The organism is Xanthomonas arboricola, assembly GCF_002940665.1.
In the GTDB taxonomy this organism is placed as follows: Bacteria; Pseudomonadota; Gammaproteobacteria; order Xanthomonadales; family Xanthomonadaceae; genus Xanthomonas; species Xanthomonas arboricola_B.
In genome coordinates, this window is sequence record NZ_MIGY01000001.1 from 1 (window position 1) to 11,849 (window position 11,849).

General features: G+C 65.4%; 7 protein-coding genes and 2 pseudogenes. 2 read left to right on the forward strand and 7 right to left on the reverse strand.

Translation table 11 applies throughout. The features are described from left to right. Positions 1–175: 175 nt before the first annotated feature. A pseudogene (locus XarjCFBP7645_RS00005) lies at positions 176–1,765 on the reverse strand (phytoene desaturase family protein). Between the two features lie 346 nt (positions 1,766–2,111). Between XarjCFBP7645_RS00005 and XarjCFBP7645_RS00010 the strand changes: the two are divergent. After that, complete coding sequence (locus tag XarjCFBP7645_RS00010; protein WP_181126074.1) at positions 2,112–4,214, forward strand: M13 family metallopeptidase; 2,103 nt, start codon at positions 2,112–2,114, stop codon at positions 4,212–4,214. Between the two features lie 370 nt (positions 4,215–4,584). Next, the gene (locus XarjCFBP7645_RS00020; RefSeq protein ID WP_104535804.1) at positions 4,585–6,597 is read left to right on the forward strand and encodes a M13 family metallopeptidase; all 2,013 of its coding nucleotides are present in this window, start codon (positions 4,585–4,587) and stop codon (positions 6,595–6,597) included. Positions 6,598–6,813: 216 nt separating this feature from the next. On the opposite strand, the gene XarjCFBP7645_RS00025 is transcribed toward XarjCFBP7645_RS00020, so the two are convergent. The 6 genes and pseudogenes from XarjCFBP7645_RS00025 to XarjCFBP7645_RS00050 form a co-directional block, all read right to left on the reverse strand. After that, positions 6,814–7,512, reverse strand: a complete 699-nt coding sequence (locus XarjCFBP7645_RS00025; protein WP_104536683.1) for a rhomboid family intramembrane serine protease — start codon at positions 7,510–7,512, stop codon at positions 6,814–6,816. A 40-nt stretch (positions 7,513–7,552) separates the two neighbouring features. Beyond that, positions 7,553–7,960 (reverse strand): MGMT family protein, encoded by a 408-nt coding sequence (locus tag XarjCFBP7645_RS00030; RefSeq protein WP_104535805.1) that lies wholly within the window; start codon positions 7,958–7,960, stop codon positions 7,553–7,555. Positions 7,961–8,150: 190 nt separating this feature from the next. Continuing rightward, the gene (gene gorA / locus XarjCFBP7645_RS00035; RefSeq protein WP_104535806.1) at positions 8,151–9,521 is read right to left on the reverse strand and encodes a glutathione-disulfide reductase; all 1,371 of its coding nucleotides are present in this window, start codon (positions 9,519–9,521) and stop codon (positions 8,151–8,153) included. Next, a pseudogene (locus XarjCFBP7645_RS00040) lies at positions 9,518–9,857 on the reverse strand (amino acid dehydrogenase); the annotation flags it as partial. The gene gorA and the pseudogene XarjCFBP7645_RS00040, both read right to left, overlap by 4 nt. Positions 9,858–9,889: 32 nt before the next feature. After that, positions 9,890–11,134: a DUF418 domain-containing protein gene (locus tag XarjCFBP7645_RS00045; protein WP_104535808.1), complete on the reverse strand. Its 1,245-nt coding sequence runs from the start codon at positions 11,132–11,134 to the stop codon at positions 9,890–9,892. Between the two features lie 207 nt (positions 11,135–11,341). Beyond that, on the reverse strand, positions 11,342–11,821 hold the full coding sequence (locus XarjCFBP7645_RS00050; protein WP_104535809.1) for an FKBP-type peptidyl-prolyl cis-trans isomerase: 480 nt from the start codon (positions 11,819–11,821) through the stop codon (positions 11,342–11,344). Positions 11,822–11,849: the final 28 nt, after the last annotated feature.

The window sequence follows — 11,849 nt, forward strand, 5'->3', positions numbered from 1 at the left end:
AAGCGATCAGCATCGCAGTTGCTGGCTCACACGTTGGCCGATGATTGCTTCGTCGCGACTGGTATTTCAGCAGCCTGCTAGGTTCAGCCAGTCAGGTAGTGCATTGCTCCAAGGCCTTGGTTTTCCAGGGCCTCTTTATCTGTTTGCGGGGGCAGAGTGGGCCTTGAAGAAGATATCAACCACCCAAAATCATCCGCGCCGCATTATGCCCAGGCGCCCCGGTCACCCCGCCGCCCGGATGCGTGCCGGACCCACACAGATACAGCCCGGCAATCGCGTCGCGATATGCGCCCTGCCCCAGCATCGGGCGTGCGCTGAAAAGTTGATTGAGGCTGAGGGCGCCGTGGAAAATGTCGCCACCGATCAACCCGAAGATACGTTCCAGATCGAGCGGGCTGAGGATCTGCCGGCCTAGCACCGAAGCCGCGAATCCGGGAGCGTAGCGCTCGACCGTCGCGATCATCAGATCGGCGAGCTCACGATGATCGTCCCAATGCCGGCCATCCGGCAGCTGTGGTGCCACGTGCTGGCAAAACAGGCTGGCCACATATTGACCGGGCTGTGCCAGCGTGTCGTCCAGCGTGCTGGGAATCAGCAACTCGACCACCGGTTCGCATGACCATCCCGAAGCGCGCGCGTCCTGCCCGGCACGATCCATGTAATCCAGGCTCGGCGCCAGGATGATGCCGGCAGTCAGATGATCGCCCGTGCCCGGCAAGGCGGTGAAATCCGGCAGCCGTGAGAGCGCGACATTCATGCGGAACGTGCCCGATCCGCAGCGGTAATGCGCCATGCGTTCTCGTGTCGCCGCGCGGACAGCGTCCGGCTGCATCAAACGCTGATACAGCAGCTTCGGATTGACGTTGGCCACCACTGCACGCGCACGTAGCGTCTCTCCTTGGACGGTGATGACACCGACCGCACGACCCTGCTCCACCAGCACGCGCTCCATCGCGCAGCCGGTGCGAATAGTCACGCCAGAGTCGCGCGCACTGGCGGCCATCGCCTGGGTGATCGCGCCCATGCCGCCGATGGCGTGTTCCCAGGCGCCTTTGACGCCATTGCTTTGCCCGAACACGTGATGCAGCAACACGTAGGCGGTGCCCGGCGTGTAGGGGCTGGCGTAATTGCCGACGATCCCGTCGAAGTCGAATAGCGCCTTGATCGGAGCTTTCGAACCAGCGATCCAGCTACTCGGCGGCCGAAATCGTGAACAGGTCGAGCAGCTCCTGCCGCAACGCGAGCGGTAGTCCCTGCAGCTACAGCCCCAGCTTGCCCGCGGCCATAGCTGCGGCAACGCGCGCAGCCATCCACCATCGCTGACACCCGGCGGTGGCTGCAATGCCAGCGCACGCAAGACATCGGCCAGTTGCTCCAGGCGCGCTTCATAGGCAGGCAATGCAGCGGCATCGCGCGCGGAGAACTTGCCGACTTCCATAGCCGTGCGCCCCGCACCGGCCAGCAGGTACTCGCCAGTCGGCAATGGCAGAAAGTTGTTGATGCGGCGCGCCACCACGCGCAGGCCATGTCGCTCCAGGTCAAGATCGGCGATGACCTTGGGTTGCAGCAACGACACCGTGTACGCCGCCACCGAGTTGCGAAACCCCGGATGGAATTCTTCGGTGACCGCTGCGCCGCCGACGACGTCGCGCGCTTCCAGCACCGCTACCAGCTTGCCGGCTTTGGCCAGGTAGGCGGCGCAGACCAGGCCATTATGGCCAGCGCCGATGATCAGGGCATCCAACGGTTCGGAGGCGGTAGGCATGCGCTTGTATATAGCAGTGCTTGCATAGCCGGACCATTGGGCTTTCGCGGCCATCAAGATGGCTGTCCGGCCACCGAAATCGACGGTCAGGCCGGGAGAGCAAGAACGGGATCCGAAGCCACAGCGCGCAGGACTCGCAAACATCGGATTGCCACTGCGCTTGGCGCCCTGCGCAGGACTGCCACGCACCCGGACACCGTGGGCCGTCCCACCTACACACGCCGCACCCATGACCTTCGACACCATGCCTATCGGCTGGGCAGGCGTAGAGTGCCGGCCACAGCCCCGGCGACGGGGCTTCCCACATCTGCTCCCGGAGCCCTTTGTGATTCGTACACCTCATTTGTTGACCCTGTCCCTGGCCGTGGCCGCCGCGCTGAGCGGCTGCAAGAAATCCGAAGACGCCACGCCGGCCGCGCCCGCGGCCAATACCGCCGCAACCACTCCGGCGGCTTCCAAGGCGCTGACCCTGGACCAGAGCAAGCTGCCGGCCGTGAACCAGTTCACCGCCGCCGACCTGGATACCAACGGCAACGCCTGCACGGATTTGAATGCGTACGCCAACGCCAAGTTCCTGGCCGCCAACCCGGTGCCGAGCGATCGCACCAGCTGGGGCGCGTTCGAGATGCTCGACGAGCGTTCCAATGCGATCCAGCAGCAACTGGTCGAACAGGCGGCGGCCGACACCGGCGCCACCGGCGTGGAAAAGATCGTCGGCGACCTCTGGTCCACCGGCATGGACGAGGCCAAGATCAATGCCCAGGGCATCGAGCCACTGAAGCCCGAACTGGCCGCGATCGACGCCATCAGCGACCAGACCAAGCTGGTCGACTATCTGCGCAGCAGCGCGGCCAAAGGCAACAACGAGCTCTTCAGCTTCGGCGCCGAGGCGGACTTCAAGAAGTCCAGCCAGAACATCGCCTATGCCATGCAGGGCGGTCTGGGCCTGCCGGATCCGGAGTACTACACCAGCGCCGCCAACAAGGCCAAGCTGGAGGCCTACCAGGCGCACGTGGCCAAGGTGCTGGAACTGTCGGGCGTGACCGCGGCCGATGCCGCCGCGCAGGCCAAGCAGGTGGTCACGTTCGAAACCCGTCTGGCCAAGGTCTCCAAGACCAGCACCCAGATGTCACGCGATGCCTCGCTGGCCTACAACCCGATCTCGCCGGCCGATGCCGACAAGCTGACGCCCAACTGGTCGTGGACCGAGTTCTTCAAGTCGCAGGGCGTGACCACGCCGGAGATGTTCTCGCTGGCGATCCCGGCCTTCCACCAGGAAGTGAGCAAGATGATCGCCGACACCGATCCGGCGAACTGGCGCGCCTACCTGCGCTTCCATACCGTCGATGGCGCCTCGCCGTTCCTCAGCCAGCCGTTCGTCGATGAGAACTTCGCGTTCTACAACCAGACCCTGCGCGGGCAGAAGCAGATCAAGCCGCGCTGGAAGCGTGTGCTGGCGACCATCAATGGCCAGACCGGCGAAGCGCTGGGCCAGATGTACGTCAAGGTCGCCTTCCCGGCCGATTCCAAGGCCAAGATGGAAACCCTGGTGACCAATCTGCGCACCGCGCTGAAGGCCCGCATCGAAAAGCTGGACTGGATGAGCCCGGAGACCAAGACCAAGGCGATCGCCAAGTGGGAAAGCTTCACGCCCAAGATCGGCTACCCGGAAAAGTGGCGCGAGTGGAACGGCTTGAGCACCAGCCGCGACAGCTACCTGGGCAACGTGATGGCCGCGTCCGAGTACAACTACAAATGGAACCTGTCCAAGATCGGCAAGCCGGTGGACAAGACCGAATGGGGCATGAGCCCGCAGACCGTCAACGCCTACTACAACCCGTTGCAGAACGAGATCGTGTTCCCGGCCGCCATCCTGCAGCCGCCGTTCTTCGACCCGAATGCGCCGGAGGAAATGAACTACGGCGGCATCGGTGCGGTGATCGGGCATGAGATGACCCACGGCTACGACGACCAGGGCAGCCGCTTCGGTGCCGATGGCAACTTCATCGCCGATCCGGGTTGGTGGACGCAGAAGGATCTGGACGCGTTCAAGGCGCGCACCGGCAAGCTGGTCGCGCAGTTCGATGGCTATCGCACCCCGGCCGGCGACAAGGTCAAGGGCGACCTCACGCTGGGCGAGAACATCGCCGACCTGGGCGGCCTCAACACCGCCTATGACGCGATGAAGACCGCCACCGCCGGCAAGGACGACCCCAAGACCGACGGCATCACCCGTGACCAGCGCTTCTTCCTCAACTGGGCCACGGTGTGGCGCCGCAACTTCACTCCGGAAGAACTGGTGGTGCGCCTGAAGACCGACCCGCATGCACCGGCCAACTTCCGCGCCAGCGGTGCGCCGTCGAACATGCCGGCGTTTGCCGCAGCGTTCTCGTGCAAGGCTGGCGATGCGATGGTGCGTCAGGGCGATCAGCAGGTCGTGATCTGGTAACTGCGTAATCGCGATCAATCACGCGGGCGGCGATCGAAAGATCGTCGCCCGTTTTTTTTTGTTTTCGATTTTTGCTGCGTGGCAGGTGAATTACGCTGGCCGGCGACAGTCGCTTCTTGCAGCCAATCGCTTCAAGCATTCAAACGTTGCCATCGCGGCACCGCACGCGTCTTGGCCTGCATCCACACTGCGCAGGTCACCGGCTGCAAGCGCTTCCAGCTCGATGGCACCACACGCTGGCGCGCACGCGCGGGCCTGATGCGTTCATGCAAGCGGCCGGCACCGGGAACCAACGGCGGCTCGCGCCCGCCTGCACGAGGCGCAGCCTTGCTAAACTCCGCCGACTTCAATCTGGCCACCTTTCTTCTCGATGCCCACCATTCGTCCGCTTGCCCTCGCTCTTGGCTTCAGCCTGATCACGCTGCTGTCCGCCCCCGACGCCGACGCCGCTCGCAAGAAGAAGGCCGCCCCCAAGGCCCCGGCCGTATCGGCGGCCTGCACCGACTTCTACGATTACGCCAATGCCGGCTGGCTCAAGGCCAACCCGGTGCCGCAGGCCGGTGCCGTCACCGCGCTGGGCCAGCTGTCCGAGCGCGCGCTGCAGCAGCAACGCGAGTTGCTGGATGCATCGATGAAAGCGCCGCAGGGCAATGTGCAGAAACTGCTTGGCGACTTCTGGGCCAGCGGCCTGGACGAAGCGTCGGTCGAAAAGGATGGCTCCAACCCCATCGCCCCCTTGCTGTCGCGCATCGACGCGATCAAGAAGGCCAAGGATGTGCCCGCTTCCATCGCAGCATTGCATCAGGTCGGCATTCCGGTCGGTTTCAATTTCGGCCCAGATGTGGACCTGAAGGCGCTCGATCGCCATATCGGCTATTTCATGCAGGGCGGCATGGGCCTGCCGGACCCGGCGTTCTACACCCGCACCGACGCCGACACCCAGGCGCTGATGGGCCGCTACCGCGCCTACGTCAAGCAGATCCTGGCGCTGACCGGCACCCCGGCCGACAAGCTCGACGCCGATGCCGCCTCGGTGCTGCAGATCGAGACCGCGCTGGCGCGCAGCGCGCAGTCGGTGCAGGGCATCAACAACCCGTTCAACAACTACGCACCGATCGCCATCAAGGACCTGACAAAGCAGTACAAGAATCTGCGTCTGGCCGACTTCCTGGAAGCGCAGGGCGTCAAGGACGACCTGGTGTCGATGGCAGACCCGGCCATGTTCAAGCAGCTCGACAGCATGATCGTCAGCATCAAGCCGGAACAGTGGAAGGCCTATCTGCGCTGGCGCGTGGGCGATGCGATGGCGCCGTACCTGTCCAAGAGCTTCCACGATGCCGAATACCAGTTCCGCGGCCGTCTGCTGCGTGGCGATGCCCTGCCGCCGCAGCGCTGGCAGCAGGTGCTGGACGCGATCAATATCGCTGCCGGCCCGATGCTCGGCCGCGAATACGTGGCGCGCTACCTGAGCAGTGACACGCGCCGCCAGGCCGAGGCCATCGCCGACCAGGTACGCGACGCGCAGCTGGCCGCGCTGGAGCGTACCGGCTGGGGCAACGGTGAAGTGATCGCCGAAGCCAAGTCCAAGCTGTCGGCGATGAAGATCGAGGTCGGCGCGCCGCGTCGCGATCTGGATTACACCGTGCAGCCGATGGGCCGCGGCAGCTTCGGTGGCAACATGCTGATCGCTTCGACCTGGCGTCACCGCGAGGAGATGAAGCGCATTGGCAAGGGCAACGCCGACCGCCGCTGGGACGTGCTGCCGCAGCAGCCGGCAGTGGCCTACGACATCGCACAGAACCGCCTGATCATCACCGCTGCCGTGCTGCAGCCGCCGGTGCTCACTGCGGGCAGCACGCCGGCCGCGCAGTACGGCGCTTACGGCGCGCTGGTTGCCCACGAAATCACCCGTGCCATCGACGCCAAGGGCTCGCTGGTGGATGCCAAGGGCGAGTTGCGCAGCTGGTGGACGCCGGCCGAGAAGACCAGCTGGACCCTGCTGGCCGGCAAGGTGGCCAGCCAGTTTGGTGCCTACGCCTACCCGGGCGTGCCCAACGTCAAGGTCAACGGTGCACAGACCGCCGAAGAAAACCTGGCCGACCTGGCCGGCATCGAACTGGCCTGGCAGGCCTTCAGCAAGGCACAGCCAGCGGCCACCGAGGCCGACAAGCAGGCATTCTTCACTGCCTGGGCCGGCTTGTGGGCCCAGCAGCTGTCGCCGAACGAAGCGGTGCAGCGCGCCAGCGCCGACATCCGGGCGCCGGGCCAGTGGCGCACCAACGGCCCGCTGTCCAACCTGCCGGAATTCGGTGCGGCGTTCAGCTGCAAGGCCGGCCAGCCGATGCAGCGCGTGGATGCCGAGCAGTTGAAGATCTGGCGCTGATTCAAGCGCCAGGAAGTCACTGGCAATCGACATGCAGTGGCTGGAAATGAAAAAAGAGCGCGGACTCCGCGCTCTTTTTTTGTGCCTGGCATTCCATCCATGACAACGCACGCTTGGCAGGATCGGCACCGGCCGCGATGAAGACCTACCGGTAACGCCCATCGCGGCCAGGGCCGCTCCTACGGATCAGCGTGGATCTGCCACGCCACGACTATCTCAACGCACCACGCGCAGCGGCGGCTTGCGCCCCTTGCCACCGCCCTTCTTGCCGCCACTGCCGCCAAACGGCGACTGCCCGCGCCAGTAACGGATCATCAGCCAGCCGAACAGCATGCCGCCCAGATGCGCGAAGTGGGCCACGCCCGGCTGCCAGCCGGTTGCACCCAGGAATAGTTCGATTGCACCGAACACGATCACGAAGGTACGCGCCTTCATCGGGATCGGCGGAAACAGCAGCATCACCCGCTGATTGGGGAACAGCATGCCGTAGGCCAGCAACAAGCCGAACACCCCGCCCGACGCCCCCACCACCGGCGCCCCGCCCTGGGTGAACCAAGCCAGCAGCAGCTGGCACACGCCGGCGCCGGCCACGCACACCAGGTAATAGGTCAGAAAGCGCTTCTGGCCCCAGGTCTGTTCCAGCGCCGCGCCGAACATGAAAAGCGCCAGCATGTTGAAGAACAGATGATTGAAGCCGCCATGCAGGAACGCGTAGGTCAGTAGCTGCCACGGCATGAAGCTGGCACCGGGCGAGAAGGCATCGAAGCCGTTGGAAATCGGCCACAACATCAACGACGACAGCGCCGCATCGGAGGGCAGCACGCCAGCGCCCAGATCGCCCAACGCCCACTGCAGCAGGAACAAGCCAATATTGGCGATCAACAACGCTTTGGTGACGGGCGGCAGTTGGGGCATGACGGCATCCTTCGGAATGCCAACCATCATAACGGCAGGCTTATGAAGGTCCCCACACGGCCGCGTCCAGACGCTGTGCGGCACTGGCACGACGCACCCGGCCCTGCTCGACCGCCACGCCTTCGGCGCGCAGTCGCCGACATTGCTCACGGTAGCCGGACGAGCCTTCCGGCAACGCGATCCGGCCGTCGCTGCGCAGCACCCGGTGCCAGGGCAGCTGCGGATCGTCATTGCCGCTGAGCACGCGGGCCACCAGCCGCGCCCGCCCTGGCAGGCCGGCGCGCAGCGCGACGTCGCCATAACCGGCAACCTGCCCGGAAGGGATTGCGCGAATCGCGGCGAGAATGCGCAGTCGTGCCTGGTCGCCGCAGAGCGCCTCAGCGCTTGATGCGGCATGCGCAGGCAGGTCGGCAGGTCGACGCGTCGTCGGGTTGCGGGGCTTGGACATCACGCAAGGATGCCAGTTACTGGATCAAAAACCCCTCTTCGCTCGGGCGAAAGGGGCACTGGCTGCGCGCCGTCGACGCGTTCGCCCCGAAGCACCCGCGCCGACTGCAGGTTGTCGAACTCCCGACCGATGTCGGTCCCTGCATCAAGCCAGGGACTGATGCCTCGCCCGCCCGGCCACAACTGGCACCTCAATGCATCAACACGATCTCTTCCGAGGAGGTCGGATGGATCGCCACGGTCTCGTCGAAGTCGCGCTTGGTCGCGCCCATCTTCACTGCCACCGCAAAGCCCTGCAGCATTTCGTCGGCGCTCTCGCCCAGCAGATGCACGCCGACCACGCGCTCCTCTTCGCCCACGCACACCAGCTTGAACAGGCTGCGCTGCGGCGCGTCGGCCAGCGCGTGCAACATCGGGCGGAAGTTGCTGCGATAGATGCGTACCGCGCTGCCATGCCGCGCGCGCGCCTGCTCCTCGGTCAGGCCGACCTGCCCGAGCGGCGGATGCGAGAACACCACGCTCGGCACGCCCTCGTAGTCCACGCGCGCATCCGGTTGCTTGCCGAACAGGCGATCCATCAGCTTGCGTCCTGCCGTGATCGCCACCGGCGTCAGTCCGACCTTGCCGCCGACATCGCCGATGGCATGGATGTTGGGCACGCTGGTGGTCTGGCCATCGTCCACCACCACCTCGCCTTTTTCGCCCAGGCGCACCCCGGCCTCTTCCAGACCCAGCCCCGCCGTATTGGCGCGTCGGCCGGTGGCGAAAAACACCTTGTCGAACACGTCGTTGCCCTGCTCGCTGGTGTGTGCGGGATGGCCATGCACATGCAACTTGGCGTCCGCATCGCGTTCCAGAGCGGTGGTCGAGAAACCGAAATGCAGGCGCACGCCCAGATGCCGCAGGTTGTCGGCCAGTTGCAGGGTCAGCTCGGCGTCGAAGCGCTCCAGCAGCCGCTCGCCCTGGACGAACAAATGCACGCGACTGCCCAGCGCCTGCAGCAAGCCGGCGATTTCCACCGCGATATAGCCGCCGCCGACGATGGCCACCTGCTCGGGCGCATGACAGAGATTGAAGAAATCGTCGGACACTTCACCGTGTTCGGCACCCTGCACGTCGGGGCGCAACGGGTGCGCACCGGTTGCGATCACGATGTGCTCGGCGGTGACCGGCACGCCATCGCCGCCCATGATGGTATGGCGATCCTGCAGCACACCGCGCTGCGGGATCATCACCACGCCATCTTCGTTGAGGCGACGCCGATAACTTGCGTGGATGTTGCCGATGTAGCCCTGCCGGTGCGTGACCAGTTCCTGCCATGCCAATGTCGGTCGCGGCACATCGAAACCCAGCGCCCCGGCAAGCGCGATCTTGCCGGCCAGATCGGCCGCCAGCCACATCGCCTTCTTGGGTACACAGCCGAGATTGACGCAGGTGCCGCCCAACGCATTCGGTTCCATCATCGCCACGCGTGCGCCGTGCTTGGCCGCGCGAAAGGCCGCTGCCAATCCACCGGAGCCGCCTCCCAGTATCACCACGTCGTAGTCGTAACGGACACTCATGCGAATTGCTCCGCCCGGTAAGGATGCAGGTCCAGCGCAGGTGCGCGGCCCGTGATCAGGTCGGCCATCAGTTGTTCGCTTGTGGTGCTCATGCTGATGGCGAGCATGCCATGTCCGGCTGCGAGCCAGACGTGAGGACGGCCCTGCCCGCGGCCAGCACCGGCACCTTGTCCCAGTTCGTCGGCCGCCATCCATCCCAGCGCTCGATCACGGCAGGAGCAGCCGGCGCATGCAGATGGTCGGCCGCGCGCTCCAGTGTGAGCGAACAGCCCTTGCCGGCTTGCACCGGCAAACACCCCCCGGCGGCGGCGCCTGTAGTGGCGACCACGGACCGGTGCGATGACCGCCACCGGGCACTCGTGCGCGCACTACCCCACTTGCCCGCTGCTGCGACGCATCGGCGGCACGCGCAGATAGGTCACGCTGCGCCATAGCCATTCCATCGGCCCGAAGCGGAACAAGCGCAGCCACAACCGGCTCAGCACCACCTGCAGCGCAAACAGCGCCAGCGCGAACGGCAGCTGCCATACGCGCGGCAGTTGCTCGAAGTAGCCCAGCCCGTAACCATAGAAGATCCACGTGCACAGCAACGACTGCATCAGGTAGTTGGTCAGCGCCATGCGTCCGGCAGGCGCAAGCCATGCCAGGCGCGGTGCCAGGCGCACCACCCACGCCGCATAGCCCAGGCTCATCAGCGGGCCGGCAATCAGTGACAACGCGAATGCACCCGACAAACGCAGATCCAGGCGCGCCGGATCGATCCACGGCTCCAGCGCGTAACTCACCCCCATCACGCCCAGCCCGAGCGGCAGCACGCCGTAGCGCAGGGCCCGAAACAGGCGCGGGAAGCGCTCGGGCGCGGCGATCGCGCCACTGCGCACAAACCAGCTGCCCAGCAGGAACATGCCGAGCATCGCCGGGCCATTGATGCTCAGCCCGGTCATCGCCTGCCGCAGGTCGTGCCAGCGCTGAAGCGTCGCTTGCGCATAGCTGCCGCTGCCGAAGGCGGCGCGCTGTGCCTGCACGTTCGCTGCCGCCTGTTGCGCCGCATCGGCCATCGCGGCCTTCCATTCCACGGCAGCCGCCGGATCGAGCTGCATCAAGGTGCCAGCGACGCCATACAGCAGCATCAACGCGGGCGCGCAACAGTAGACCAGCGCGGCAAGCCACGGCAGCGTCACCGTCGGCACCGAGCGTGTAGCGAGCAGCAACAAGGCCAGCAACGCGTAGGTCACCAGAATATCGCCAGACCACAGCAGCAGCGCATGTGCCAGCCCGATCGCCAGCAGCCCGACGGTGCGACGCAGATAGATGCCGAAAAACCCGCGCCCGGCCTGCGCGGCGCGCTGCGCCATCACCGCAAACCCCATGCCGAACAGCAACGAGAACAGCGTGTAGAACTTGCCCTGCACCAACAGGTACACCAGCGCATCGGCGACCCGGTCGGCACCGTGCCAATGCGGCTCGACGCCGGTGATCGCCAGATCGAGCGGACCGACGAAGGCTTCGATGTTCATCAGGAGGATGCCCAGCAGCGCAAAACCGCGCAGCACATCCAGCACCGCGATGCGCTCGCTCATTGCAATGGGCAGCAAAGGATCGCGCGGGGTCATCTCGGTCCGGACAGCGCGGCGCGGCAATCGCGGCGGGCAACATGCAAACGGCCCGCCGGGATGGCGGGCCGCAGAAACGCATCCGGCGAACGCTGGTCAGACCGGCACGATCGGCACCTGCAACCCGGCATCACCGCGCGGTGCATGCCCATCTTGCAGATTACCTGCATCGGTCTGCACACCACACCGACAGCGCGACGGCTGCGCTCAGTGGTGATGGCCGCCTTCGCCATGCACATGTCCATGGTCGCGCTCTTCCTGGGTGGCTTCACGCACCTCGATGATCTCCACATCGAAATGCAGGTCCTTACCGGCCATCGGGTGGTTGAGATCGACGTCGACCACGCTCATGCCGACCTTCTGCACCGTCACTGCGCGCGGGCCGAAGTTGGTCTGCAGCACCACCTGGGTGCCCGGTACCAGCTTGGTGGCACCGAAGTGCTTCTTGGGCACGCGCTGGCTCAGGCCTTCGCGATATTCGCCGTACGCTTCAGTGGCCTTGACGTCCACACCGAAGCTGTCGCCGGCCTGCTTGTCCATCATGGCCGCTTCCAGGCCCGGAATGATGTTGCCGTGGCCGATCATGATCGCCAACGGGTCACGCTCCTTGGAGCTCTCGATCGGTTCCTGGCCGAGCTCGGAAACGGTGTAGTGGAAGCGGACGACGCTGTCTTTTTCGATCTTCATGCCTGGCTCTGAATAGGCTGCCCGGTGG

Excerpts from the sequence above, each read along its gene's own strand:
- XarjCFBP7645_RS00020 (WP_104535804.1), top strand. The coding sequence starts at position 4,585 with ATGCCCACCATTCGTCCGCTTGCCCTCGCTCTTGGCTTCAGCCTGATC.
- XarjCFBP7645_RS00025 (WP_104536683.1), bottom strand. The coding sequence starts at position 7,512 with ATGCCCCAACTGCCGCCCGTCACCAAAGCGTTGTTGATCGCCAATATT.
- XarjCFBP7645_RS00030 (WP_104535805.1), bottom strand. The coding sequence starts at position 7,960 with ATGTCCAAGCCCCGCAACCCGACGACGCGTCGACCTGCCGACCTGCCT.
- gorA (WP_104535806.1), bottom strand. The coding sequence starts at position 9,521 with ATGAGTGTCCGTTACGACTACGACGTGGTGATACTGGGAGGCGGCTCC.
- XarjCFBP7645_RS00045 (WP_104535808.1), bottom strand. The coding sequence starts at position 11,134 with ATGACCCCGCGCGATCCTTTGCTGCCCATTGCAATGAGCGAGCGCATC.
- XarjCFBP7645_RS00050 (WP_104535809.1), bottom strand. The coding sequence starts at position 11,821 with ATGAAGATCGAAAAAGACAGCGTCGTCCGCTTCCACTACACCGTTTCC.